This window comes from Marinobacterium sp. xm-m-383 (assembly GCF_013283255.1).
Classification (GTDB): Bacteria; Pseudomonadota; Gammaproteobacteria; order Pseudomonadales; family Balneatricaceae; genus Marinobacterium_E.
The window spans coordinates 70,541-97,373 of record NZ_WBYT01000001.1; the positions used below are offsets into that span (position 1 = coordinate 70,541).

The window sequence follows — 26,833 nt, forward strand, 5'->3', positions numbered from 1 at the left end:
TTTCTATTGGAAGTGCGCTGTTATTCAGCCGCTTCTGCTTGACGACGCTTCAATCGAGGATCGTTTGCAGCGCGACGGCGGCGACGAGGTTTTGCTTCCTCTTCGCTCGCTTCTGCTTCAGCAGGTGCTTCTTCAACAGTCTCTTCAGTAGCAGTAGGTTCTTCAGTTGCTTCTGCAGCAGGCTCTTCATTGGCTGAAGGCTCTTCACTAGCTGAGGGCTCTACAGCAGGAGTCAGATCCAACTCAACCTGTGTCTCAGTGACTGTTTCAGCCGTAGCTTCAACTTCAGTTACTGTGTTTTCAGTTGACTCTTCTACAACGACTTCCGGCTCTTGTTCAACAACCGGTGTATTTTCTGCAGACTCTTCAGCAGTAGCTTCGGTAGTCACTTCAGTAGCTTGGCTCTCTGTTTCAGTAGCCGCGGCTTGCTCTGCTGTTGCTTCTGACACTTCGTTAGCTGCTGGCGCTTCAGTAGTGGTCGCTGTTTCAGATGCTTTTGGAGCTTCAGTTGAGGCTTCCGCAGCAACTTCTTCTGAAACGGCTTCTAGCGGTGCATTGAGCAACTCCTCTGGGATAGGATTGCTACGTTCAGCACTGCGCTCATCATTGGCGCGACGACGACGTCCACGGTTTTTACTGCGAGGTGGTAGTTCCGTTTCGCTATTGTTTCCAGAGTTGAACTCTTCATTGCCGTTTTCAGAGCGACGATCACGACCACCGCGACGGCGACGACGTGAACGGCCAGAGCGCTGCTCGTCATTCGATGAACTCTTATCGTTATCGCCTATGGTCGGCAGGTTGTTCTCCGTCTCAACCGTAATGACTTCGTCTGCATCACGACGCTCACGACGATCGTTACGGCGATTGTTACCACGGCGACGATCGTTACGGTTATTGTTACGACGACGGTTGTTACGGTTGCCATCGCGGTCAGAGCCTTTCTTGTCATCACGGCGAGTGCTCTTTTTATCGTCCTCTTTGGCAGAATCGGATAGACCAAACAGACCTTTAATCGCTGCAATAATACGCTCGCCCAATGACTTGTTAGCGACAGGCTTACGACTAGTCTGCTGACGTTTTTGTTGGCGAGCTGGCTCTGCTTTTGGTTCAGAGCTCTCGCTCTTAGGTGCTGGTGGCGCAGATGAGTTAAGAACCCCCTGCACAGCCGCTTGCTCACGAGGAGCGACCGGAAGTGGTTTGTCGGTAGGATCTTCGACTGGCTGTTCTGGTTGCAGCGTGTAGCTCGCATCATTCACGGTAGTGATGGTGTGATCATCGCGCAAACGAACCACTTCGTAGTGTGGTGTTTCCATGTTTGGATTAGGAACCACAACGATACGAACGTTTTGACGCAGCTCAACAGCGTGCACTTGATGACGCTTCTCGTTAAGCAGGAAGGTCGCTACGCTGACTGGAAGAATCGCGCGAATTTGAGAGGTGCGATCTTTAGACGCTTCCTCTTCAAGAATACGCAGAATAGAGAGTGCCAGTGATTCAATATCACGAATGTAGCCTTGGCCATTACAGCGAGGACAGACGTGACCGCGACTCTCTGCAAGCGATGGACGCAGGCGTTGACGTGACATCTCTAGAAGACCAAAGCGCGAGATGCGACCCATCTGAACGCGTGCGCGGTCAAGCTTGAGTGCATCGTTAAGGCGTTTTTCAACTTCGCGCTGGTGTTTGATTGGCGTCATATCGATGAAGTCGATAACCACTAGGCCGCCCATGTCACGAAGGCGAAGCTGGCGAGCAATCTCATCAGCCGCTTCAAGGTTGGTGTTTAGTGCGGTCTCTTCAATATCACCGCCCTTAGTTGCGCGAGCGGAGTTGATATCGATTGAAACTAGAGCTTCTGTTGGGTCGATAACAATCGAACCGCCAGAAGGGAGCTTCACTTCACGTTCAAATGCTGATTCGATCTGTGTCTCGATCTGGAAGCGGTTGAACAGTGGCACAGACTCTTTGTAAAGCTTGATACGATTTTCGTAAGTCGGCATTACCTGACGAACGAACAGCTGAGCTTGTTCAAACACTTTCGGCTCGTCGATCAGCACTTCACCGATGTCATCGCGCAGATAGTCGCGAATAGCACGAATAACGACGTTGCTCTCTTGATAGATCAGGAATGGAGCAGGGCGATCATCAACTTCAGTAATCGCAGTCCAAACCGTTGCTAGGTAGTTAAGATCCCACTGCAGCTCTTCAGTCGAACGGCCAATACCGGCGGTACGAACGATAACGCCCATGCCTTTCGGAATGTCCAAGCCGTTCATAGCTGCTTTCAGTTCAGATCGTTCATCACCTTCGATGCGGCGCGAAATACCACCTGCACGAGGGTTGTTAGGCATTAGAACCATGTAACGACCGGCAAGGCTGATAAAGGTTGTCAGAGCGGCGCCTTTATTGCCACGCTCCTCTTTATCCACCTGAACGATGACTTCGGTACCCTCTTTAACAAGATCCTTGATGCTTGGACGCTGGCCGCGTTCAGGCGTTGAGACAAAGTACTCTTTAGCGATCTCTTTTAGGGGTAGGAAACCGTGACGTTCGGCACCGTAATCGACAAATGCAGCTTCAAGGCTGGCTTCTACACGGCTGATACGGCCTTTGTAGATGTTTGCCTTCTTCTGCACGCGGGAGTTGGATTCAATATCCAAATCGAACATGCGCTGTCCATCGACAAGCGCAACACGCAACTCTTCTTGTTGAGTCGCGTTGATTAACATGCGTTTCATTTTGACGTTCTCTTAACGCAACGCATCTTTGACGGGCAACAAACCTGTGTCCTGGCTTTATCGAAGCAATAACTAATCTCCAGTACGCTCTGCACCGGATAATTAGGGTCTCTTCAGCGATGAAGGAAACATCAACCAATATCGTTATCGATTCTAGCTGTGGCTGCTGCTCTGCCCAATTTACTCAACGTGGAGTGGGAGGCTGCAGGTTCCTGGTTGATGTGCGTCTCCATCCTTCAGCCGAGGGCTGTTGTTCAGCACTCGTGAAAAATACGTCGCTATTTATAAATTTCTTCAGCCATTACATGGCTATTCAAGCTGGGTAACTACCGCCAAATTGTGAGTGAATCACTGTTCGCTCTAGTGGGGTGTAAATAAAAATGAAGCCTTCTTCATCCAGCAGCGGTAGAATATAGCAACTTACTGGTTTTTCAGCAATTTATTTTACCCACACATCATGCCTTCAAATCCCCCTAAGTCCGGCTCTTTGAATAAAGTTCAGTTTGTTGATATCGATGCCGATCAAGCGGGTCAGCGTATCGATAATTTCTTGCGGACCTTTCTTAAAGGGGCGCCAAAAACGCTGATCTACAGGCTGTTGCGCAAGGGTGAGATTCGAGTTAACAAAAAACGCACTAAACCTGACTATAAGCTTCAAGCGATGGATCAAATACGCATCGCACCGATTCGCCTGCCCGAAAAAGGGGAGAGTGCCCCTGTCAGTGATCAGTTGCTCGAATTGCTAGAGCGTTCAGTGGTCTATGAGACTGACTCACTGCTGATCATCAATAAACCCTCGGGTATAGCGGTGCATGGTGGTAGCGGCGTCTCATTAGGGCTGATTGAGGCGGTTAGAAAATTGCGCCCAGATGCGCGTTTTTTAGAGCTGATTCACCGAATCGATCGTGACACCTCAGGTTGCATCATGATTGCTAAAAAACGCTCGATGTTACGTTACATGCACGATGCGTTTAGGGAGCGTCGAGTGCATAAGATCTATCAGGCACTGGTTGTGGGTCGTTGGGATGCTAAGCACAAACAGATCAATGCACCTCTGCTGCGAGATGAGCACCGATCAGGTGAACGAACCGTCCGCGTCTCCCCTGAGGGCAAACCGTCGGTTACTAACTTTTCAGTGCTGCGTCGATTTGGTGATCTTGCCACCCTAGTGGAAGCTCGGCCTAAAACGGGTCGCACTCACCAGATTAGAGTGCACACCCAATATACGGGTCATCCGATTGTGGGTGATGTTAAGTACACTTCGGATGAGAACAACGCTGAATTTAAAAAGCTGGGTTTTAAACGATTGATGCTTCATGCAGCCGGCCTCAGGTTCATCCTGCCTGATGGCGAAGAGCTAGAAGTGCGTGCTCCGTTAGATGATAGTTTGTTAAGATTGATGGACAATTTGTAGTTCGTTGCAGTGGAACGAAAAGGTAAAGATGAGCGAGTTAGATCTTAAAGTAGTTGAGTTAGCAGAAGAGCTGTTGGCCGAAGGCCAATTGCCGACTGAGGTTGTGATCTCTGAACGACTGGGTCTCTCTAGAGATGAAGCCAGTGCGGCATTAAGTCAGTGGGCGCAGAGTTTGAGTTATGCCCGACTGCCTGAGGTGCATGCCAGTGCAAAGTTACATAACTCTGTGCCCGAGTCACTGAGTAAAGGCATTGAACAGATCTGGGATCTTGCGTTGCAAGAGGCGATGGCCGAGCTGCGAGTTGAGTTGCAGAGTGAACGAGCGGGTGATGAAGAGGATCGCAAGGCGACTCGCGACATGGTTCGTGACGCGGAAGCACTCTATCGTGACTTGGAAGTGAAATACCGCGCGCAAACTCAGCAGATGGATAAGAGTGAGCAGGCTCTTCGAGCGATTGAAGCTGAAATGGGCGTGCTTAAAGCCAACATTGCCGGTGAGATCAATCAACGTAAAAAGGCTGAACAGGTTCGTACTAACCTAGAGACCGAATTGAACCAGCTTCGTAAGATGCACGAAGATGCCAAGAAAACCTTTGATGCACGTATCAAAGCGGAGCAGCAGCAGGCATTGGAGAACGTTACCCGTGCTGAGGTTGAAGCTCGTCACTATCGTAATGCGCTTGAAAAGCTTCGTGATGAGGGCACTCGAACAGAGTCAGAGCTGACGCGTTCAGTTCATGAAAACCAGGCTCAGATAGCGAAGAAAGATGCACGTCTTGAGATGCAAGAGAAGACCATCAGCGATCTGGAGCGTGATCTGAACGAACTAAAAGAGAACATGACATCGGCCAGTCGTGATATCTCGAATATCAACTCTAAGCTGCTGCGTGAAACTAACGCCAACCGTCGTTTGGAAGCTCAGATTAAAGAGCGCGATGATCAGGTTCGTGTACTGAATCAGAAGTTGACGGTCGCAGCAACGGAAGCTGCAAAGCGCGAAAGCGTGCTTCGTCAGCAGCTCAAAGAGAAAGATGAATCGCTGACGCGCGCTACCGCTCGAGTGAACTCACTGGAGAAGCGTATTACTCAGCAGGAAGATCAGATTCGCCGACTCAATGCTCGCCTTTAGTCGTGTATAAGGATATAGCCTTTTGCTTTAGCTTATTCTCTAGTGTTATATTTGGCTTATTAATAGATATCAACGCCGACTAAGGGCGATTGGCTAATAATTGGCTAATAATTGGCTAATAATTGGCTATAAATTGGAGCAATAGATGAAACTTCAGCAGCTGCGTTACATTTGGGAAGTCTCTAAACACGACCTCAATGTCTCTGCTACGGCACAAAGCCTATACACATCGCAACCAGGTATCTCTAAGCAGATCCGTCTACTAGAAGATGAACTGGGTGTTGAAGTGTTCGCTCGTAGTGGTAAGCACCTGACGCGCGTTACACCTGCTGGTAAAGCGATTCTTGAGATCTCAGGAGAGATTCTCCAGAAAGTGGACTCTATTCGCCAGATTGCTCAAGAGTTCAGCGATGAGCGTAAAGGCAGCCTATCGGTAGCCACCACTCACACACAGGCACGTTACGCTCTGCCTCCTGTGATTAATGAATTCATCAAAATGTATCCTGAAGTTGCGCTTCATATGCACCAGGGTACACCTACTCAAATTTCTGAGATGGCCGCCGATGGTACTGTCGATTTCGCGATTGCGACGGAAGCGATGGGCAGCTACTCAGATCTAATTATGATGCCTTGCTACAGCTGGAACCGTTCAGTGGTCGTACCTAAAGATCACCCGCTTGCGCAAGGTGGCGAGTTAACTCTAGAGAAGTTAGCTTCTTATCCAATTGTTACCTATACCTTTGGTTTTACCGGTCGTGGCAAGTTGGATGAAGCGTTTAAAGAGCAAGGTCTCGATCCTAAAGTGGTCTTCACTGCGGTGGATTCGGACGTTATCAAAACCTACGTTCGCCTAGGGTTGGGTGTAGGTATCATTGCCAGCATGGCGGTCGATCAGCAGCTAGATCAGGATCTGGTAGCGATCGATGCATCTCATATGTTTGAGCCCTCTATCACTCGAATCGGTTTCCGTCGTGGCACCTTCCTTCGCGGTTACATGTTCGACTTCATTCAGAAGTTTGCTCCACACATTACTCACGACGTTCTTGAAAAAGTTCAAGCCTGTAGCGGTCGTGCTGAAGTGGATGAGCTGTTCCAGGATATACAGATCCCTTCGATGTAAGGCCATAGGTCTAATGAACCTCTAATATTGTCGTCTTTCGTTTGAAAGGCGGCGACTAAATCGCTAGAGTAGCCTCTCAATTTTTAAAGGAGAGCCTAGCGTGGAACTAGCATGTCTTGATCTTGAAGGGGTCCTAATCCCTGAAATCTGGATCGCATTTGCCGAAGAGACTGGTATCGAGGAGTTAAAAGCAACGACTCGTGATATCCCTGATTACGATGTGTTGATGAAGCAGCGCCTTCGTATTCTTGATGAGCACGGTCTAACCCTTCCTCAGATCCAAGAGACCATTGCTAAGCTGAGCCCACTTCCAGGCGCTAAAGAGTTCACCGATTGGTTGCGTGAGCGTTTCCAGCTGGTGATTCTTTCCGATACCTTCTATGAGTTTGCAGCACCGTTGATGGCTCAATTGGGTTACCCAACGCTGCTTTGTCACCGACTTGAGACAGACGAAAACGGTCGTATAACTGACTACACGCTTCGTCAGCGCGACCCTAAGCGTCAATCAGTGCGTGCTTTCCAGCTGCTTAATTACCGTGTTATCGCTGCAGGCGACTCTTACAACGACACGACTATGTTGGCTCAAGCTGAGCAGGGCATTCTTTTCCATGCTCCGCAGAACGTCATTGAAGAGTTCCCGCAATTCCCAGCGGTACACACCTACGAAGATCTTAAGAAAGAGTTTCTAGCGGCAAGTAACCGCAATCTCTCCCTTTAAAACTGCCTATTGGGGGTAGCATTAGCTGCCCCTACTTATCCCGAGTAGTGCTTACCATGAGTCGACTATCAGATAGTCACTGTCATTCAGACACTCTAGCCCATGCAGGTTATCAGCACGCTTATCGCATTTATCGTCACCCAGAATCTGAAGGTGGTCGCCGACTACTGTTAATCCACGGCGCTGGTGTGGCGGGTCGATATACTTGGGAAGCGATGCAGCACTTTCTTGAAGGCTGGGGTGAAATCCTTGTACCTGATTTACGAGGGGCAGGTGAGACCGTCAGTGATGATGGAGTAGAGCACCCCTTCAGTGTCAATGACCTGGTGTCGGATATGACCCACCTAGTGGATCATTTAGGCTGGCATGAGTTCGATCTAGCGGGCTATTCTCTTGGGGGCTTGGTGTCACTGTTGTTAAAACAGAACCTCAGAGATCGGGTGCGCAAACAGTTCCTGCTTGAGAGTGCGCTGCTCGATCGTCATGATTGGCAAGAGACCGTCTCCATTCGTCAATCCTTCTCTGCCGCGGCTAAAAGCCTACGCAATACAGAGGGTGATGAAGGGATTCGAACCTTTCTTGATACCATTTCGCCCAATCGTAAGGTGAGTGAAGCGGTTGAAAAAATGACTTTGCAGCGTTTGGGCGAGCGTCGACTGGGTTTTGCTAACTCTCTAGACGCCGTTACCAATGCGGCCCTGTTCATCGATCGAGAGAGACTGCTAGCGGCTCAAGGGGATGTCAGCAGTTTTATAGGTGGATTGAGTGTCGAGCCGATGCATCAACTGCATCAGCACCTGTCAGACAGTATGCGTAATTGGCACTACCATTTTGTGGCAGGGACAGATCACTCCCTACCTTATCAAAAGCCTCGTCAGATCGCCCGTATCATGAATGATGAGTTAAAGCGCTATTTAAAAGGCTACTGAATTGCTAAAAATCCATTGATTAGCATCTGAACAGCGATCGAGATCAATATCATACCCATCAGACGTTCTATCGCTTTCAAGCCACGTTTGCCGAGTATTCTATAGAGTGATTGTCCTGCGATTAAAATAATAGCGGTCGCCACCCAGCTGATCAGAAGGGCGATTAACCAGTCTATACTGCGACTCGGTTCGCTCTCTGCTAAAAGTACCAGAGTGGCCAGTATTGAAGGGCCTGCGATCATTGGCGTAGCCAAGGGGACCACTAGCGGTTCGCTATCATCCTCATCATCGCCCATAACGCCACCACGGGATGGGAAGATCATTCGGATTGCAATAATCAGTAGTACTAAACCGCCAGAGATAGAGACCGCCTCTTTAGAGAGCGATAACAGTTTTAACAGTGCCGAGCCGCTGTATAAGAAGATCAGCATTAGGATTAAGGCGATCACTAACTCCCTGAGTAGTACCTTGATACGTCTGGCGGGGTCGACCTTTTTAAGAATGGATAACACCACAGGGATATTGCCCAACGGATCCATGATTAAGAAGAGCATCAATGCTGCAGCGTAGGTATCCATATTTCACTCCTGCTTATATCCGACTGATCAGTCGAGATAACAAAATTGTCGACAATGTTAGCCTTTTGGTTGATTGTCAGCCTATATAAAGCGGGTTATTCTACATTGCACAATCAGATTGTTGACAATATTTATGACCATTGAACCGCTTTACGCTTCAGAATCACAACAGAGTAGCACGCTTGCAGACCGAGTGTGTCATGAAATTATTACTGCGATTGTGAAGGGTGAAATTCCAGCGGGCGCTAAAATTTCTGAACCAGAACTGGCTAAAACCTACGGTATTTCGCGAGGCCCACTTCGTGAAGCGATACGTCGTTTAGAGGGGCTGCGTCTGGTTGAGCGAAAGCCTCATATTGGCGCGCGTGTTGTTCAGTTAAGTGTCAAAGAGCTGTTGGAAATCTATCGCGTTCGTGAAGCGCTAGAGGGTATGGCGTGCCGTTTAGCCGCGACCGTTATGCCGCAAGAGGAGATCAACCAGCTTCGTGCTCTGCTAGATCAGCATCAGTCAGGTATCGAAGAGCAAGAGGGACAGGCCTACTTTCAGAAAGAGGGCGATCTCGATTTTCACTACCGAATTGTGATGGCGTCTGGTAACTCAAAACTTCAAGAGTTATTAGCGGCCGATCTATACCACTTGGTGCGAATGTATCGTTTCCAATTCAGTCTTTCCAGTTCTCGTCCCACCATGGCTTTACGTGAGCACCATCAAATATTGGATGCCATTGAAGCGCGTGATGAAGAGCTGGCCGAACTTTTAATGCGTCGTCACATCAGTGCATCAAGACGCAATATCGAATCTAAATTAAATCAACCCTAAGGAGAGATAGAGATGACTCAGTCGATGTCCCCAGGCGCTAAGTTCCGTAAGGCACTAGCCGATAACAAGCCACTTCAAGTTGTGGGTACTTTCAACGCATACAACGCAATGATGGCAACACGTGTTGGTCACCAAGCGATCTATCTCTCTGGTGGTGGTATTGCAAACGCCTCTTACGGCCTACCTGATCTAGGTATGACCTCATTGAACGATGTGATGGAAGATGTACGTCGTGTAACAGCAGCCTGTGATACGCCTCTGATGGTTGATATCGATACAGGTTGGGGTGGTGCATTCAACATCGCACGTACGGTTAAAGAGATGATTCGTGGTGGCGCAGCGGCGTGTCACCTTGAAGACCAGGTTGCTCAGAAGCGTTGTGGTCACCGTCCAAACAAAGAGATCGTCTCTCTAGAAGAGATGGTTGATCGTGTTAAAGCGGCCGTTGATGCTAAAACAGACGATGACTTCTTTATCATTGCCCGTACCGATGCATTCCAGATGGAAGGTCTTAACGCAGCCGTTGAACGTGCACAAGCCTGTTTAGAAGCGGGTGCTGACGGTATCTTCGCTGAAGCGGTTCATACGCTTGAAGACTATAAAGCCTTCTCTCAGGGTATTAACGGTGGACACCTACTTGCGAACATCACTGAATTTGGTGCGACACCTCTATTCAATAAAGAGGAGTTGGCAGAGAACGGTTGTACGATGGTTCTTTACCCACTGTCTGGTTTCCGTGCAGCAAACAAAGCCTCTTTGAACGTTTACGAAGCGCTACTGCGTGATGGCGATCAGAAAGCCGTTGTGGATACGATGCAGACTCGCATGGATCTTTACGATTTCTTGAACTACCACGACTTTGAACAGAAGCTAGATGCTCTGTTCCAAGAAGGTAAAAACAAGTAACTAATCCCTAACTCTCGGATCTGTTGTTCTGTCGCAGGTCCATGTCATTCAAGGAGAAAGAGATGGCTGAAGCAAAAAAATTAAGTGGTGCAGGTCTGCGTGGTCAATCTGCGGGTGAAACGGCACTCTGTACGGTTGGTAAATCGGGCGCTGGTCTTACTTACCGCGGCTACGATATTAAAGAGTTGGCTGACAATGCGCAGTTTGAGGAGGTTGCCTACCTTCTTCTATACGGCAAACTGCCTAACCAAGCGGAACTGGATGCTTATAAAGCACGTCTGAAAGGCATGCGCGCACTTCCAGCAGCGCTTAAAACGGTTCTAGAGAACATCCCTAAAAATGCTCATCCAATGGATGTGATGCGTACCGGTGTCTCTATGTTGGGTAACCTTGAGACAGAGATGGACTTTAGCGAACAGCACGATCACATCGATCGCATGCTGGCGGTATTCCCTGGCATCATCAACTACTGGTACAACTTTGCTCACAAAGGCATCCGAGTTGAGACAGAGACAGACGCAGACTCTATTGCAGAGCAGTTCCTATGGACGCTTCACAATAAAAAACCAGAGCCGCTGCACGTCGATGTTATGCACGCCTCTTTGATCCTTTACGCAGAGCATGAGTTCAATGCCTCAACCTTTACGGCTCGTGTCTGTGCGTCAACGCTGTCTGATATTCACAGCTGTGTGACCGGTGCCATCGGTTCACTGCGTGGTCCTTTGCATGGCGGCGCTAACGAAGCGGCGATGGCGATGATCGAAAACTGGAAATCTGCTGACGAAGCAGAGGAAGCGATCATGGGTATGTTGGCTCGTAAAGATAAGATCATGGGCTTTGGTCACGCGATCTACCGCGAGTCAGATCCACGTAACGCGATCATCAAAGAGTGGTCTGAAAAACTCTCTAAACAGGTAGGTGATACGCACCTTTACGCTGTTTCTGAGCGTGTTGAAGCGGTCATGTGGCGTGAGAAGAAACTCTTCTGTAACGCGGACTTCTTCCACGCATCGGCTTACCACTTCATGGGTATCCCTACTGAACTGTTCACGCCGATCTTTGTCTGTTCGCGCGTAGCGGGTTGGACTGCTCACGTCATCGAACAGCGTGCAAACAACCGTATTATCCGTCCTTCTGCAGACTACACTGGCCCTGAGTCGGCTGAGTGGGTTGCGATTGAAGACCGTGCCTAATTAAGAGTAGGAACTTGAAATGATGAATACTCAATACCGTAAATCTTTAACTGGCACGACGCTCGACTACTTCGATACTCGTGCAGCGGTTGAAGCAATTGAAGCTGGCGCTTATGCGAAGCTTCCCTACACATCGCGTGTATTGGCAGAACAGTTGGTTCGCCGTTGTGAGCCGGACGCTCTAACTGATTCGCTAAAACAGCTAATCGAGCGTAAGCGTGACCTCGATTTCCCTTGGTACCCAGCGCGTGTTGTCTGTCATGACATTCTTGGTCAAACAGCACTGGTTGACCTAGCAGGTCTGCGTGATGCGATTGCGGATCAGGGTGGTGACCCATCTAAGGTTAACCCTGTCGTGCCAACTCAGCTGATTGTTGACCACTCGTTGGCAGTAGAGGCACCAGGCTTTGATCCAGAAGCGTTCGATAAGAACCGTGCGATTGAAGATCGTCGTAACGAAGACCGTTTCCACTTTATCGACTGGACCAAGACTGCGTTTGAAAACGTTGATGTAATTCCAGCCGGTAACGGCATCATGCACCAGATCAACCTTGAGAAGATGTCTCCGGTTATTCAGGCGCGTGATGGGGTTGCCTACCCTGATACCTGTGTCGGTACTGACTCGCACACGCCTCACGTTGATGCACTGGGTGTTATCGCGATCGGTGTCGGTGGTCTTGAAGCTGAAACTGTTATGCTGGGTCACCCATCAATGATGCGTCTTCCAGACATCGTGGGTGTGAAGCTAACGGGTAAACGTAATCCAGGAATCACTGCGACTGATATCGTATTGGCTCTGACTGAGTTCCTACGTCAGGAGCGTGTCGTTGGTGCATACCTTGAGTTCTTCGGCGAAGGCGCTGATTCACTATCGATTGGTGACCGTGCGACTATCTCGAACATGACTCCAGAGTTTGGTGCAACGGCTGCGATGTTCTACATCGATGGCCAGACGATCGACTACCTAAAACTGACGGGTCGTGAACCAGAGCAGGTTGCACTGGTTGAGCAGTACGCTAAAGAGACTGGCCTATGGGCGACCGATCTTGTTACGGCTGAATACGAGCGAGTTCTTGAGTTTGATCTATCAACTGTTGTCCGTAACATGGCAGGTCCATCAAACCCACACCGTCGTCTACCAACTTCGGATCTAACCAATCGCGGTATCGCTGACGAAGCGAAATTGGCTGCAGCGAAAGCGGAAGAGGCTGATGGCCTGCTACCAGATGGCGCAGTGATCATCGCAGCGATCACTTCGTGTACCAACACCTCTAACCCCCGCAACGTTGTTGCTGCAGGTCTTGTTGCTAAACGTGCTAACGAGCTTGGCCTTGTGCGCAAGCCTTGGGTTAAATCGTCATTTGCTCCAGGTTCAAAAGTTGCAAAACTTTACCTAGAAGAGGCGGGTCTTCTTCCAGAACTTGAGAAGATGGGCTTCGGTATCGTGGCATACGCTTGTACAACCTGTAACGGTATGTCGGGTGCGCTTGATCCTGTGATTCAGCAAGAGATTATTGATCGTGACCTCTACGCGACAGCTGTACTATCGGGTAACCGTAACTTCGACGGCCGTATCCACCCATACGCTAAGCAGGCATTCCTAGCATCACCACCACTTGTCGTTGCTTACGCGATTGCCGGTACGATGCGTTTTGATATCGAAAACGATGTATTGGGTACGGATACCAACGGTAACCCAGTAACGCTTAAAGATATCTGGCCATCAGATGAAGAGATCGATGCGATTGTCGCTAAGGCCGTTAAGCCAGAGCAGTTCCAGCAGATCTACATCCCTATGTTTGACCTAGGTGAAGCTGAGAAAGCGCCAAGCCCACTTTACGACTGGCGTGAAATGTCGACCTACATTCGTCGCCCTCCATACTGGGAAGGTGCGTTGGCAGGTGAGCGTACGCTAAAAGGTATGCTTCCATTGGCAGTGTTAGGTGACAACATCACAACTGACCACCTATCGCCATCGAATGCGATTCTTGCGTCGTCTGCAGCGGGTGAATACCTTGCTAAGATGGGTCTTCCAGAAGAGGACTTCAACTCATACGCAACTCACCGTGGTGACCACCTAACAGCACAGCGCGCAACCTTCGCTAACCCGAAACTGTTGAATGAGATGTGTCGTGATGAGAACGGCGAGATCATTCAGGGTTCTCTAGCTCGTCTAGAACCTCAGGGTGAACAGATGCGCATGTGGGAAGTGATTGAGACTTACATGGAGCGCAAGCAGAACCTAATCATCGTTGCTGGCGCTGACTACGGTCAGGGCTCATCACGTGACTGGGCGGCTAAAGGTGTTCGCCTAGCGGGTGTTGAAGCGATCGTTGCTGAAGGTTTCGAGCGTATTCACCGTACTAACCTAGTCGGTATGGGCGTACTACCTCTTCAATTCAAAGAGGGCGAAACACGTCATACTTACGGTATTGATGGTACTGAGTCGTACGATGTGGAAGGTGAGATCGCGCCACGTGCAGATCTAACGCTGATCATCAATCGTCGTAACGGTGAACAGGTTCGCGTACCAGTGACCTGTCGTCTTGATACGGCTGCAGAAGTTCGTGTCTATAAAGCTGGTGGTGTGTTGCAACGCTTTGCTCAAGATTTTCTTGAGGGCAATGCATAAGCAATTGGCTAACTACAAGGGGTCGCATCGCGGCCCTTTTTTAAATTAAGGGAGATGTTTGAAATGGCATTTGTTCCTCAAATTCAGGTTCGCGCTACCTACATGCGTGGCGGTACATCTAAGGGTGTTTTCTTCAATCTGAAGGATTTACCAGATGCGTGTCAGGTTCCAGGTGAAGCGCGCGATAAGTTGTTAATGCGTGTCATTGGTAGCCCAGATCCATACGGTGCTCAAATTGATGGTATGGGTGGTGCGACTTCATCGACATCGAAGACGGTTATCGTCTCAAAAAGCACCATGCCAGATCATGATGTTGACTACCTTTTTGGTCAGGTCGCGATCGATCGTCCATTTATGGATTGGTCAGGTAACTGCGGTAACCTATCGGCGGCTATTGGCCCTTTTGCTATTCATGAAGGGCTAATCGACCCAGCTAAGATTCCTGAAAACGGCATCTGCGAAGTCAAAATTTGGCAGGCCAACATCAAGAAGACCATCATCGGTAAAGTCCAGATCACTAATGGTCAGGTACAAGAGACAGGTGACTTCGAGCTTGATGGTGTCACTTTCCCCGCAGCTGAGATTGAAGTGTCGTTCATGGATCCAGCCGATGGCGAAGGTTCTATGTTCCCAACAGGTAATCTTGTCGATGATCTTGAAGTTCCTGGTGTGGGTACTTTTAAAGCGACAATGATCAACTCAGGTATCCCAACCATCTTCCTCAATGCAGAAGAGATTGGTTACCAAGGTACTGAGCTTCGTGAAGCGATCAATAATGATCCTGAAGCGCTAGCGCGTTTTGAAACCATGCGTGCCCACGGTGCGCTAAAGATGGGTCTAATCACGGATCTTAAAGAGGCTGAGACGCGTCAACATACCCCTAAAATTGCTTTTGTCTCACCACCAAAGAACTACACAGCGTCTAGTGGTAAAGAGATCACAACGGATGATGTAGATGTTCTAGTTCGTGCACTGTCTATGGGTAAACTTCATCACGCGATGATGGGTACAGCGGCAGTTGCTATCGCAACGGCAGCAGCAGTACCGGGTACGCTGGTTAACCTCGCTGCCGGTGGCGGAGAGCGCGATGCCGTTCGCTTTGGTCACCCATCGGGTACCTTGCGTGTCGGTGCAAAAGCGGAAGAGGTGAATGGTGAGTGGACTGCTAAAGCCGCCATCATGAGCCGAAGTGCGCGTCTTCTAATGACGGGTTCTGTGCATGTTCCAGGGGATACCTTTTAGTCTCTGGAAAATGCTGAAAGTGCCGATGTCAGGCTGAAGGCCTGGCACGGTAACTGCGTAGTGGGTTAGTACCCAGGTGACAGGCCTTTAGCCTGTCATCCGCCCTTTCTTTATTCACCACTAAACAAGTGAATTTCACTCCGCAAAACCGCATTGAATTGATCCTTTCCATAGGTTTAACGTATTGTTTGTAACGAATAATGTTAATAATCAAATCACGGGATCTTTCGATCATGCCACTTCAACTTAGCGACACCTCTCTTCTTATCTCTAAAGCATTTATTAATGGTCAGTGGGTAGACTCACATTCCGGCGATACATTTGCCGTGATCAATCCCGCTACTGGAGAGTTACTTGCTGAAGTCCCCGATATGGATGAGGTTGATACTCAACGAGCGATCGACGCGGCCGATGCTGCTTGGGCCGATTGGAAAACCCTTCCATGTAAACAGAAAGCTAATCTTCTCCGCCGTTGGTTTGATTTGGTCATGGAGAATCAGGAAGATCTAGCGCGTTTGATGACAGCAGAACAGGGTAAGCCTCTTGCAGAAGCGCGTGGTGAGGTCGCTTACGGCGCGAGCTACATCGAGTGGTTCGCTGAAGAGGCCAAGCGTGTTTATGGTGATACCATTCCTGCAGCTACGGGTGATAAGCGTTTAGTTGTTATCAAGCAGCCAGTCGGTGTAGTGGGTGCAATCACTCCTTGGAACTTCCCGAATGCCATGATTGCGCGCAAGATTGCACCAGCGCTAGCAGCGGGATGTCCAGTGGTTGCTAAACCGGCAGAAGATACACCGCTTTCATCTCTCGCACTGGCAGAACTTGCAGCACGAGCAGGTATCCCTACGGGTCTTATCAACATTGTGACAAGCTCGAGAGCTAAAGCGGCTGCCGTAGGCAGTGCGCTTACGAGTTCAGATAAAGTTCGTAAAATTTCCTTCACTGGTTCGACGCAGGTCGGCAAGATTCTAATGAAACAAGCCGCCGACAGCGTCAAAAAAGTCAGTATGGAGCTGGGAGGAAATGCCCCCTTCGTCGTTTTTGATGATGCTGATTTGGATGCGGCTATCGAAGGTGTGATTGCATCTAAGTATCGAAACACTGGCCAAACCTGTGTCTGCGCCAACCGTATTATTGTCCAAAGCGGTATCTATGAGTCATTCCTTCAAAAGCTCGCTGAGCGTGTTTCAGCCTTTAAAGTGGGTAACGGTCTTGAAGTGGACGACGCTGTTCAAGGTCCTCTGATCAACCAAGCTGCGGTCGACAAGGTTGAACGACACATCAAAGACGCGGTAGAGAAGGGGGCTCGGATTGTATTAGGTGGAAAGCCCCATGCACTGGGTGGCACCTTCTTTGAGCCGACCATACTGGCTGACATCACAACCGATATGTGTGTGACTTACGAAGAGACCTTTGGTCCTGTGGCACCTATCTACAAGTTTGAAACAGAAGAGGAGGCCATCGCACTGGCAAATGACACAGAATTCGGCTTGGCAGCCTATTTCTACAGTCGCGATATTGGCCGTGTCTGGCGTGTTGCTGAAGCACTGGATGTTGGGATTGTGGGCATCAATGAAGGGATTATCTCTTCAGAAATGGCACCCTTTGGTGGGGTTAAACAGAGTGGCCAAGGTCGAGAAGGGTCTAAGTACGGTCTGGATGACTACCTAGAGATTAAATACCTCTGTATGGGTGGCATATAATTATGCCCACTAAAAGCCCTCTTGTCAGAGGGCTTTTTCTTTTACAGTTTCCAGCTAGGATCTTTCTGATCGATCAAACGGATCAACGCCGGCCACTCAGGGTGTCTAACTTTTGCATTGGCTTGAGCTTCGCCGCCTTCGAACTGATGACGAGTTTTTCGAATGATCTCTTCATCAATTGGGTTCAGGTTGCCTGCTGCCATAGCAGCCAATTGCACCTCTGCATTTCTAATGAAAGCAAAGTGTCTTACAAAGGCCCAGGTACAAGTTGGGCCTGCTGTGAGAAGACCGTGGTTCTTGAGAACAAGCGTGTGGTTGGTTTCACCCATTGCCGCCGCTAGTCGCGGCCCCTCAGAGCCATCCAGAACGATCCCTTCAAAGTCATGATAGCCAGTGCGTTCGAAGAACTGACAACCCTCTTGCGTAACAGGAATTAATGGTGAATCCAGCGCGCACAGTGACTGCGAAACTGGCTCGTGTGTATGTAATATACAGTGCAGATCAGGGCGGGCTTTATGAATCGTTGAGTGAATGGTGTAGCCTGCTTTGTTGACGTTCCACTCACTTTCAGAAAGGGCGTTACCATCAATATCGATCTTAATCAGGTCTGATGCGCGCATTTCATCATAACGAACCCCGAACGGGTTGATTAAAAACTCATCAGTTCCAGGAATACGCAGGCTGATATGGTTGTAGACAATGAATGTCCAGCCAAAGTGATCAACCATTCTGTAGGTCGCTGCGAGTTGAAGGCGGGCTTGCCATTCAGTGTCACTCATTCCTTCAGGTGCATCGGGTAGATCTACCTGAAATCTTGGATCGTTACTCATGTTCTGTCCTTTTATTTATTCGGTGTCGAGCGTTTCAATATTTTTAATCAATTTGTGAAGGGTCCCAACAAATTGAACTAATTCACTCTCATCAATCTCTTTTACGACTCTCTCATGACGATCAAGCACCACGTCCAAGAAGCGTTGATGTAGTGCCCAACCCTTTTCACTAAGTGACCAGCGTTTTTGCTTGCCTTTGGGTGTGGCTGTTTCACCAATGAGCAGATTTTGTGAGTCCAGTTTAGCCATGGCTCGACTGGCCGCTGCCTTATCTATGCTGATCAGGGAGCAGACTTCAGCTGCCTTTTGGTTTGGCTGATAAGCCAGAGATGCGAGAACCCGCATCTCAACTGAGCCCAAACCAAATTGCGATAGGTACTGGCTTGATGAGTAGCTTGTCAGCCTATTGGCGATCACAGAGATAAGGTGTTGAAGGTATCGATCATAGTCGAGAACTTCATGCCCCTCTCTGTGTCGAATAATGTCCAATTTATCTGACATTAACTTTCAAACGCAGCCTGAGGTTTTTCGCCCATGACTGTTGTGCGATGCAGTTCACGACGGAACCCATCGTAATCATTAAACGCGCGGTGAAGACAGATGCGGTTGTCCCAAATGGCGACAGTATCCTCTTCCCAGCGTAAACGACAACAGAAGAACTCTTGCGTTGCGTGCTCGTGTAGGAATTTAAGCAGAGGTTCTGACTCGCGGCGCTCCATTCCCTCGATATTGACTGAGTAGACACCATCAACATAGAGTGACACTTGACCAGATTCTGGATGCTTGCGAACCATCGGATGGAAGTTTCCGCGCATCATCGCGTCGATATCAATTTCTAACTCGATATCGGTCATTGAAGTCATATTCTTTGTCTGTTCAACCACTTTTTTCATCGAGCCTATAACGCGGTCAGCAGCCATATGAACCTTTAGCGGCGCTAGCATCTTTTTCATGCCAGCAGACAGGCTCTCATACGCCATCACTGAGTTGTACCAGATGGTATCACCACCATAGGGTGGAATTTCGATGCCGTGAAGTACACTGATTGATGGTGGTCTTTCTAGAAAGGCTGAATCGGTATGGTGGCCACCGCCAAAGATGATTTTAGATTTGGTATCAGCCTCTTTGATAACAGGTTGTACATCTGGGAAGCCAGGAAGACCTGTGGTGTAAGCATCGGTACCTAACTCGCCAAAGCGCTTTGTAAACTCCAACTGATCAGCAGGGGAGAGATTCTGCTTACGCAAGAAGATCATCTTGTGGTGCCAAAGCGCCTCTTTGAGCTCCTCAAAGGCTTCGTCATCAAGATCTTTTAATTGAACATCCAGCACCTCGGCGCCCATCGATGAAGCCAGGGGTAGTGTTTTGATCTGTTTACCTTGATATGGGTGGTTTTTGTAAGGCTGATCGTCATGAATTAGATCGGTATCCATTGAACTCATTGCTTCTCTCCGATGGTGTTATTTATTGTGAAATGAACAATAGATCCAAAAAGTTGATATGTCAACTTTTTGGTTTTTACATAATGAGGGCAGATAAAAGTGATCTCTTTTTTTGTGCATTGCGAAAGCTAAATTTAATTCCCCGCAGGATCCGCTATAATCCGCATCTGATTTCAAGATAGAGGCTTTGAATAATGTCGACTCAGGCACTTATTTCGCAGTTACAAACCATTGTTGGTAAGAAGTACGCAATAACCGAATCTGATCGTGTGGCGCCTTACGCTACCGGTTTTCGTCTGGGTGGTGGTAGTGCATTAGCTGTCGTTCGTCCTGGAACCTTGGTTGAGGTTTGGCACTGTCTGCAAGCCTGTGTCAAAGCGGATGTGATTGTCATTATGCAGGCCGCGAATACCGGTTTGACCGGTGGCTCTACTCCCAATGGTGACGATTACGATCGTCCTATCGTGATCATCAGCACCATGCGCATCGACTCTATTCACCTGATTGATCAGGGCAAACAGATTGTTGGTCTTGCGGGTTCAACGCTCTTTGGTCTGGAAGATCGCCTGCGTCCATACGGTCGTGAGCCTCACTCTGTTATCGGTTCCTCTTGTATCGGTGCGTCAATTGTTGGCGGTATCTGTAACAACTCTGGCGGTGCGCTGGTTCAGCGTGGTCCTGCTTACACAGAGATGTCTATCTTTGCTCAGATCAATGCCGACGGTGAGTTGGAGTTGGTGAACAATCTAGGAATCAACTTGGGTGATACACCTGAGGAGATGCTCGAAAATCTTCAGTACGAGCGTTATCGCGCTGATGATGTCCAGTACCCAGATCTGCTGGGTTCCGATAACGAGTACAACGATCGTATTCGTGATATTGATGCTGAGACACCCTCTCGCTACAACAATGATGGTCGTCGTCTGCACGAAGCGTCTGGTTGTGCCGGTAAATTGGCCGTCTTTGCTGTGCGTATGGATACCTTCGAGATTCCAAAGAAACAGCAGGTGTTCTACGTTGGTACTAATGACCCTGCGGTTATGGAGCAGATGCGTCGCGATATCTTGTCGACCTTTAAGAATCTGCCTATCGCCGGTGAGTACATTCACCGTACCTGTTATGACGTCTCTAAGAAGTACGGTAAAGATTCGTTCATCGTGATCGACAAACTCGGTGCTTCCTACATGCCTAAGATGTTCGCGATTAAACGCACGGTTGATCGTTGGACCAATAAGCTAGGCTTTTTACCGAAAAACTTCTCGGACAAGATGCTGCAGTGGATGAGCTACCTATGGCCAAATCATCTGCCGGCTAGCATGGAAGAGTATCGTGATCGCTTTGAACACCACTGGATTCTCGAAACAGGCAATGAGTGTGTCGATGAGATGCGCGCTTACCTTAATGAGTTCTTTAAAACGAATGAGGGTGAGTATTTCGAGTGTACTGAGCGCGAAGCAGAGCAGGCGATTCTGCACCGTTTTGTCGCGGGTGGTGCGATTGGACGTAACAAGATCATGGAAGGCGACAAACTAGGTGCGGTTATGACCATCGATGTGGCCTTCCCGCGTAATGAGCGCGACTGGTTTGAAACGCTGCCACAAGAGCTAGCGGATCAAATTGCCGTTAAGGTCTACTATGGTCACTTCTTCTGTCACGTCATGCACCAGAACTACATCATGAAGCCCGGTGTTGATGCCAAAGCGGTTAAGAACCAGATTTTGGATACCTTTGATGCGCGTGGTGCTGAATACCCAGCGGAACATAACGTTGGTCATGAATACGCTGCGAAAGAGGCGCTTAAAGAGTTCTACCGCAGTCTGGATCCAACCAATGGATTCAACGCAGGTATTGGTCAAACCAGTAAGTTGAAGTACTGGGGTGAGTCATCCTGTGGTTGTGGCAGCGATCATCACTGATCCGTTGAATTGAAAAAGGGAAGCCTAATGGCTTCCCTTTTTTGTATCCGATCGATGCTTATCGAGTTTTTAGAATCTCAGCAAGCTGATCATTCATCTCAATCAGTGAGCTTTCGGTCGTCTCCCAGTTGATACAGGCATCCGTCACCGAGACACCGTATTTCAATTCATTGAGATCTGAAGGGATCGACTGGTTGCCCTCATTAATGTGCGACTCGATCATAAGACCGATGATTGAGCGGTTACCCTGAACAATCTGATGCATTGCATCCTTAGCCACTAGCGGCTGGCGGTTGTGATCTTTGTTTGAGTTAGCGTGGCTACAGTCGATCATAATGTTCTGTGGCAGCTTCGCTTTCTCTAACGCTTGTTCTGTTAGATTGACGCTGACGGTGTCGTAGTTGGCACGTCCCGCACCACCACGAAGTACGACATGACTGTATTGGTTACCACGAGTGCGGACAATGGATACCTGACCTTCTGAGTTGATCCCCAAGAAACTGTGAGGGTGGCTGACCGATTGCATCGCATTAATAGCAACATCTAAGCTTCCGTCAGTTCCGTTTTTAAAGCCAACGGCGCCAGATAGGCCTGAGGACATTTCACGGTGAGTTTGCGATTCAGTGGTACGCGCGCCAATGGCTGACCAAGTAATAAGGTCCTGCATGTACTGTGGTGAGATTGGATCCAATGCTTCAGTCGCCAGAGGAAGGCCCATCTCAGCTAGATCAAGCAGCAACTTACGACCAATGCGAAGACCCTCTTCAATCTCAAAGCTGTCGTTCATATGAGGGTCGTTGATCAACCCTTTCCAACCGACGGTGGTACGTGGTTTTTCAAAATAGACTCGCATCACTAGGTAGAGTGAATCTTTCACCTGCTCTTGCAACTTCAATAGGCGACGACCATATTCGATCGCGGCTTCTGGATCGTGAATAGAGCAAGGACCTACCACGATGAACAGGCGCTTATCTTCGCGCTTAAGAATCTGTTTGATGGTGTTGCGGCCGGCCATCACGCTCGCGGCAGCTTTATCAGACAGAGGTAACTCTTTTTTAAGCTGGTTGGGCGTGACCAGTGGGTCATTTGATTCGACGTTTAAATCGTCAATACGAGTATCGCTCATGGGTTAAATCCGAATAATCCTTTGAAAGAAGAGCGTTTGTAACACAGTCAATGGTCAGGTTTAAGGGCTCTGTCAGTATAAAATACGAATTTTAGTGATCTATGACCGACAAAACGGAATAATAGCTCTAACTGTGTAATTTAAATCTTCGTTATTGCGATAGATAAGTTTTAATGCGAGGACTTTGTGCGTTCTATCAAATTCACACTCAGCCTGTTAATGGCGTTCATATTGTCACTGTCAGGCGCTAATGCGTCTCTGTTTGGTGGTAACAGTGATGAGCCGTTAGAGGTTGAACAGGCGTTTAAATTCAGTGCTCAGCAGCTAGATGCTAATCGCTTTCTATTGGTATGGGATATTGAACCTCGTTACTACCTCTACCAAGATCGAATCGAACTAACCCTTCCAGAAGGGGTTAGCCAAGTTAGCCGAACGGATTCAGCGACTGATACTAAAGAGGATCCTGTCTTTGGTGTTGTAGAGGTGTTTCATGATCGCGCTGAGGTGACCGTTGAGCTGGCGCGTCAAACCACTGCAGCGGCTGACGGTCAATTTGATGTCAGCTACCAAGGTTGCTGGGAAGGGGGGATCTGTTATCCACCGGTGACTGGTGTGGTTGCCTATACTGGTCTAGCGGAGGCTTCACAGGCTGCAAAAACAGCTTCAGCTGACGCAACTACGACAGAGATTGTCAGTGAGCAGGATCAGTTCTTACAAACCCTATCAGGTAGCTCCTCTTGGACTTTGATTGGCGTCTTCTTTTTAGCGGGTTTGGCTCTGTCGTTGACGCCCTGTGTATTTCCGATGATTCCCATTCTGTCGGGCATTATTGCCGGTCATGGTCACAACACTAATGCCAAGCATGGTTTAGCCTTGTCGATCATCTATGTGCTGGCTATGGCGGTGACCTACACAATCGCTGGGGTGCTGGCAGGAGTGTTTGGAGCGAATCTGCAAGCGGCACTTCAGGCTCCTGCAGTAATTGCTCTCTTCAGTCTTCTGTTTGTGCTGTTGGCAGGCTCTATGTTTGGCTTTTACGAGCTGCAGATGCCGTCCTCTGTTCAAACCTGGTTGAGTCGCAATTCTGATAAACAGAAAGGTGGCAGTTATGTTGGTGTGGCTGTTATGGGCTTCCTCTCTGCACTGATTGTGGGTCCCTGTATGGCTGCTCCGTTGGCGGGCGCTTTGATCTATATTGGTCAAACGGGTGATCCTGTTATTGGCGGGTTAGCACTATTCTCACTGTCGATTGGTATGGGTATTCCTCTGATATTGATCGGCACCTCTGCAGCCAAGTACATGCCACGTGCGGGTCTTTGGATGGAGAGTGTCAAAGCCGGTTTTGGTGTCGTTCTTCTTTTGATGGCGGTTTGGATGTTAGATCGCATCGTGCCGGTTGAGGTGACGATGGGATTGGTCGCGCTGATCCTAATCATCACCTCTGTCTTTATGGGTGTCTTTGAAAGCCACGCCTCAGAAGTTCATGGTGTTAAGAAGATCGCCAAAGGGGTAGGGGTTATCCTGCTCGTTTACGGTGCCTCTTTAACTCTAGGACTTCTGTCCGGTGGTAAGAGTTTGATCTACCCATTGAAAGGCCTCGTATCGACAAGTGAAGCCACGACTGCAGCGAAGATTGAGTTTGTAACCGTGACCAATCCAACCGATTTAGACGCTCAATTGAGCCTGGCTAAATCGAGAGGACAGGCTGTTTTACTGGATTACTACGCGGATTGGTGTGTCTCCTGTAAGGAGCTGGATTACGTCACTTTCGCTGACTCAGCCGTTCAGAACAGGATGGCGCAAATGTTGCTGGTAAAAGTAGATGTGACGGCTAATGATGAAGCGTCGAAGCAGCTTACAAAGCGCTATGAAGTACTTGGTCCGCCAACGCTTATCTTTTATGATGGACTTGGTCAGTATCGAAAAGAGTTAACTCTGGTGGGTGTACCCTCGCCAGAACAGTTTTTACAAATGAGCAATCAACTTTAAGCAATAACTGAGCTTAGGCAAGACAATTGTCCTGCTCTTTGGAGTGATGAAAATGAAAAAAAGTACTCTGTTTGCAGCCCTTCTGTTGACCCCTGTCGTAGCACTTGCTGCCGACGCGGATAACGGCAAGGAGCTTTATGATGAAACCTATTTTGAGCGAGAGATTAACGGCGAAATGCGTGATGATGTGACCTGCGCAACCTGTCACGAACCTGCCTTTTACACTCGTTCAGACCGTATGGCTTCGAGCTATAAAAATCTTGAACAGGCCTGGGTTCAGGGCTGTAACGACAAGATGAATGTCGGCTGGTTCCCGGAAGAGGTTGCCGATGTTACGGCTTACCTCAACAAGACCTACTACAAGTTCCCACAAGAGTAGTCATTAATTTTAGTTGCTAAAGAGCCAGCAAATAGCTGGCTCTTCTGTTTCTAGCTATCTATCGAATGAACTCTCTACTGATCTCTTTAAACTTAGGATGATCGGCACGCTTTAACCACTCAAACATCACCATCTCTTTTGAAACCAGGGTCACTTGGTTTTGTTGCATTCGCTTAAGAGCCAGCACTTTATCCTCGGCCTTTCGTGAACTGACAGCGTCTTCGACCACAAAAACCTGAAATCCCATTTCACTAAGTTCTAAGACTGTTTGAAGAACACAGACATGTGTCTCCATGCCTGCAATGATGATCTGTTTGCGCTCCCACTGATTCAACGCGGTTTTTATCTGTGGTTCACTTACGCATGAAAAGCTCTGTTTTTCGAACCGCTCAGCCTTACCTTCAAGAAGCGATAGTAGCGACTCTTCAGTGGCTCCAAGACCTTGTGGATACTGTTCAGAGTAGGCGATGGGTATCTCAAGAAGTTGCGCCACCTCAACCAGTGCGACGGTATTAGCGAGGGTCTGTTCTGGTGATTGCACAGCCGGTAGCAACCTCCCCTGAACATCAATTACGAATAGCGTGCAGTTATCTCTGTCGATCAGTGCCATACTGGTTAACCTTTATAGAGTTCGGGCCAATATTGTTCGACGACAGGCGAGTCTTCAGCGTAGGTGTGGCAGCTGTTGAGTTGCGCGGAAACCGGTGATTCAGCCGTGCTTTTTGCTAATCGATGGCGCTCTTGAAAGGTGACTTGTATGGCCGTTGTCGCTACTGGACCTAATAGCTCAACCAGGTGTGTACAGCCTTGAATGCCGCCAAACAGATCTCTCACCTTTTTGGTAAAGCCGGGTCTAATCGACTCTCCCTCTAACTGTTTATATACCGGTGCGATACCTGGACACATTGTGTAGGGGGTGGCATCCATCGTGGTTTCAACGGCGTGTATGTTCAGATCAAGATCAACAGTCAGGCGGATCGCCATATCGTGCAGTGGGTCGCCCGCTTTTAAGATAAATTCACTTAATGGCATCTCATCAGCTTTGGTATCGACGAGATGGCCTTCAATATCCCAAAGCCCATCTTCACGCTGATAGCCAGTGCAGGTGACCTGTCGTGTATGGCGATGCGTCCTCGCAGCCGGTGTGGGTAGTGGCATGATAGGCTCCTAAACAATGCGTCGATTGAGATTAGCATCGGCCATGATGCGTGTACTGATCTCTTCAATCGAGAAGTTGGTGGTATTGATCGATTGCATATTGTTCTGGCGGAAATAGCGCTCAGCCGTGCGAGTCTCAAGATCGCATTGGTCGAGTGACGAGTATCGGCTGTTTGGGCGTCTCTCATTACGAATCGCGGCAAGCTGGAACGGATCGATGGTCAATCCATACAGCTTTTCACGGTGCTGCTTAAGAATATCGGGTAGATCTTCACCGCCCATATCCTCTTCGGTCAGTGGGTAGTTGGCGGCGCGAATACCGTACTGCAGTGCCATGTAGAGGCAGGTGGGTGTTTTACCGCAACGGGAGACACCTACTAGGATAATGTCAGCCTCTTTGTACTGCTGAGTTCTGGCGCCGTCATCGTTATCCAACGCAAAGTTAACCGAATCGATACGGGCCTTGTAGCGATCAATTTGGTTAATCGCGTGTGATTTACCAACCGTGTAGGTCGATGCGGTATCGAGCTCGGATTCAAGCGGTTTTAAAAAGGTCGAGAAGATGTCGATGTTGTAGGACTCAGCATCAGCGATCATTGCGCGGTACTCTGCATTAACAAAGGTATCGAACACAATTGGACGATGTCCGTCTTGTTTGCCTGTTTCGTTAATGCGTTGAATAACGGCTTCGACCTTTTCGGGTGTATCGATGTAGGGAAGGGTGATCTCTTCAAACTCTACCGACTCAAATTGGCTAAGCAGACTGTTACCAAGAACTTCAGCTGTGATGCCGGTTCCGTCCGATATAAAGAAAGCGGTGCGCTTCATTTTGGATACTCAATTCGACTAAATTCAATGCCCTATACTAGAG

At 48.8% G+C, this 26,833-nt stretch carries 23 protein-coding genes; 14 read left to right on the forward strand and 9 right to left on the reverse strand.

Annotated features, from left to right (window positions below; all coding sequences use genetic code 11):
• Positions 1-20 precede the first annotated feature (20 nt).
• Positions 21-2,738, reverse strand: a complete 2,718-nt coding sequence (rne, locus tag XMM383_RS00375; protein ID WP_217363556.1) for a ribonuclease E — start codon at positions 2,736-2,738, stop codon at positions 21-23.
• Positions 2,739-3,195: 457 nt separating this feature from the next.
• On the opposite strand from rne, the gene rluC reads away from it, so the two are divergent.
• The 5 genes from rluC (at position 3,196) to XMM383_RS00400 (ending at position 8,048) form a co-directional block, all read left to right on the forward strand.
• Positions 3,196-4,152: a 23S rRNA pseudouridine(955/2504/2580) synthase RluC gene (rluC, locus tag XMM383_RS00380; protein WP_173483210.1), complete on the forward strand. Its 957-nt coding sequence runs from the start codon at positions 3,196-3,198 to the stop codon at positions 4,150-4,152.
• A 28-nt stretch (positions 4,153-4,180) separates the two neighbouring features.
• Entirely contained in the window at positions 4,181-5,281 is a 1,101-nt protein-coding gene (locus XMM383_RS00385; protein WP_173494323.1) for a DNA-binding protein, read from the forward strand.
• Positions 5,282-5,426: 145 nt separating this feature from the next.
• Positions 5,427-6,401 (forward strand): HTH-type transcriptional regulator CysB, encoded by a 975-nt coding sequence (gene cysB, locus XMM383_RS00390; RefSeq protein ID WP_173494324.1) that lies wholly within the window; start codon positions 5,427-5,429, stop codon positions 6,399-6,401.
• Between the two features lie 100 nt (positions 6,402-6,501).
• Complete coding sequence (gene thrH, locus XMM383_RS00395) at positions 6,502-7,119, forward strand: bifunctional phosphoserine phosphatase/homoserine phosphotransferase ThrH (RefSeq protein WP_173481627.1); 618 nt, start codon at positions 6,502-6,504, stop codon at positions 7,117-7,119.
• A 56-nt stretch (positions 7,120-7,175) separates the two neighbouring features.
• Positions 7,176-8,048, forward strand: coding sequence for an alpha/beta fold hydrolase (locus XMM383_RS00400; RefSeq protein ID WP_173483208.1), 873 nt, complete (start codon positions 7,176-7,178; stop codon positions 8,046-8,048).
• Here the strand turns inward: XMM383_RS00400 and XMM383_RS00405 are convergent.
• Complete coding sequence (locus XMM383_RS00405) at positions 8,042-8,626, reverse strand: MarC family protein (protein WP_173483207.1); 585 nt, start codon at positions 8,624-8,626, stop codon at positions 8,042-8,044. The genes XMM383_RS00400 and XMM383_RS00405 overlap by 7 nt on opposite strands.
• Positions 8,627-8,759: 133 nt before the next feature.
• On the opposite strand from XMM383_RS00405, the gene XMM383_RS00410 reads away from it, so the two are divergent.
• The 6 genes from XMM383_RS00410 to XMM383_RS00435 all read left to right on the forward strand — a co-directional run bounded on the left by XMM383_RS00410 (position 8,760) and on the right by XMM383_RS00435 (position 17,122).
• Positions 8,760-9,446 carry a GntR family transcriptional regulator gene (locus tag XMM383_RS00410; protein WP_173481624.1) on the forward strand — a complete coding sequence of 229 codons (687 nt, stop codon included), beginning with the start codon at positions 8,760-8,762 and terminating at the stop codon, positions 9,444-9,446.
• 12 nt (positions 9,447-9,458) lie between these two features.
• Positions 9,459-10,352 carry a methylisocitrate lyase gene (prpB, locus tag XMM383_RS00415; RefSeq protein ID WP_173481623.1) on the forward strand — a complete coding sequence of 298 codons (894 nt, stop codon included), beginning with the start codon at positions 9,459-9,461 and terminating at the stop codon, positions 10,350-10,352.
• Positions 10,353-10,414: 62 nt separating this feature from the next.
• Positions 10,415-11,545 carry a 2-methylcitrate synthase gene (prpC, locus tag XMM383_RS00420; RefSeq protein ID WP_173481622.1) on the forward strand — a complete coding sequence of 377 codons (1,131 nt, stop codon included), beginning with the start codon at positions 10,415-10,417 and terminating at the stop codon, positions 11,543-11,545.
• Positions 11,546-11,567: 22 nt separating this feature from the next.
• The gene (gene acnD, locus XMM383_RS00425) at positions 11,568-14,177 is read left to right on the forward strand and encodes a Fe/S-dependent 2-methylisocitrate dehydratase AcnD (RefSeq protein WP_173481659.1); all 2,610 of its coding nucleotides are present in this window, start codon (positions 11,568-11,570) and stop codon (positions 14,175-14,177) included.
• Positions 14,178-14,240: 63 nt separating this feature from the next.
• Positions 14,241-15,419, forward strand: a complete 1,179-nt coding sequence (gene prpF / locus XMM383_RS00430; protein ID WP_173481621.1) for a 2-methylaconitate cis-trans isomerase PrpF — start codon at positions 14,241-14,243, stop codon at positions 15,417-15,419.
• 233 nt (positions 15,420-15,652) lie between these two features.
• Positions 15,653-17,122 carry an NAD-dependent succinate-semialdehyde dehydrogenase gene (locus XMM383_RS00435; RefSeq protein ID WP_173494325.1) on the forward strand — a complete coding sequence of 490 codons (1,470 nt, stop codon included), beginning with the start codon at positions 15,653-15,655 and terminating at the stop codon, positions 17,120-17,122.
• Positions 17,123-17,163: 41 nt separating this feature from the next.
• Here the strand turns inward: XMM383_RS00435 and XMM383_RS00440 are convergent, their stop codons facing one another.
• Genes XMM383_RS00440 through XMM383_RS00450 form a run of 3 tightly spaced genes read right to left on the reverse strand, consistent with a single transcriptional unit; the run spans position 17,164 to position 19,394 of the window.
• Positions 17,164-17,952 (reverse strand): class II aldolase/adducin family protein, encoded by a 789-nt coding sequence (locus XMM383_RS00440; protein WP_173483206.1) that lies wholly within the window; start codon positions 17,950-17,952, stop codon positions 17,164-17,166.
• Between the two features lie 15 nt (positions 17,953-17,967).
• Complete coding sequence (locus XMM383_RS00445; protein WP_173481618.1) at positions 17,968-18,453, reverse strand: MarR family winged helix-turn-helix transcriptional regulator; 486 nt, start codon at positions 18,451-18,453, stop codon at positions 17,968-17,970.
• Positions 18,453-19,394 (reverse strand): TauD/TfdA family dioxygenase, encoded by a 942-nt coding sequence (locus tag XMM383_RS00450; protein WP_173481617.1) that lies wholly within the window; start codon positions 19,392-19,394, stop codon positions 18,453-18,455. The genes XMM383_RS00445 and XMM383_RS00450 overlap by 1 nt, the downstream gene beginning before the upstream one ends.
• Before the next feature lie 194 nt (positions 19,395-19,588).
• Between XMM383_RS00450 and dld the strand changes: the two genes are divergently transcribed.
• On the forward strand, positions 19,589-21,310 hold the full coding sequence (gene dld, locus XMM383_RS00455) for a D-lactate dehydrogenase (RefSeq protein WP_173481616.1): 1,722 nt from the start codon (positions 19,589-19,591) through the stop codon (positions 21,308-21,310).
• 58 nt (positions 21,311-21,368) lie between these two features.
• Here the strand turns inward: dld and XMM383_RS00460 are convergent, their stop codons facing one another.
• On the reverse strand, positions 21,369-22,436 hold the full coding sequence (locus tag XMM383_RS00460) for a 3-deoxy-7-phosphoheptulonate synthase (protein ID WP_173494326.1): 1,068 nt from the start codon (positions 22,434-22,436) through the stop codon (positions 21,369-21,371).
• 186 nt (positions 22,437-22,622) lie between these two features.
• Here XMM383_RS00460 and dsbD point away from each other — a divergent pair, with 186 nt between their 5' ends.
• Positions 22,623-24,425, forward strand: coding sequence for a protein-disulfide reductase DsbD (dsbD, locus tag XMM383_RS00465; protein WP_371739811.1), 1,803 nt, complete (start codon positions 22,623-22,625; stop codon positions 24,423-24,425).
• A gap of 52 nt (positions 24,426-24,477) precedes the next feature.
• Positions 24,478-24,804 carry a hypothetical protein gene (locus XMM383_RS00470; RefSeq protein ID WP_173481614.1) on the forward strand — a complete coding sequence of 109 codons (327 nt, stop codon included), beginning with the start codon at positions 24,478-24,480 and terminating at the stop codon, positions 24,802-24,804.
• A 58-nt stretch (positions 24,805-24,862) separates the two neighbouring features.
• Here XMM383_RS00470 and XMM383_RS00475 read toward each other — a convergent pair whose 3' ends face one another.
• Genes XMM383_RS00475 through XMM383_RS00485 form a run of 3 tightly spaced genes read right to left on the reverse strand, consistent with a single transcriptional unit; the run spans position 24,863 to position 26,790 of the window.
• Positions 24,863-25,414 (reverse strand): hydrolase, encoded by a 552-nt coding sequence (locus XMM383_RS00475; protein WP_173481613.1) that lies wholly within the window; start codon positions 25,412-25,414, stop codon positions 24,863-24,865.
• Positions 25,415-25,419: 5 nt separating this feature from the next.
• Positions 25,420-25,962: a DUF2889 domain-containing protein gene (locus XMM383_RS00480; RefSeq protein WP_173481612.1), complete on the reverse strand. Its 543-nt coding sequence runs from the start codon at positions 25,960-25,962 to the stop codon at positions 25,420-25,422.
• A 9-nt stretch (positions 25,963-25,971) separates the two neighbouring features.
• Positions 25,972-26,790 (reverse strand): pyruvate, water dikinase regulatory protein, encoded by an 819-nt coding sequence (locus XMM383_RS00485; RefSeq protein WP_173481611.1) that lies wholly within the window; start codon positions 26,788-26,790, stop codon positions 25,972-25,974.
• Between the last annotated feature and the right edge of the window lie 43 nt (positions 26,791-26,833).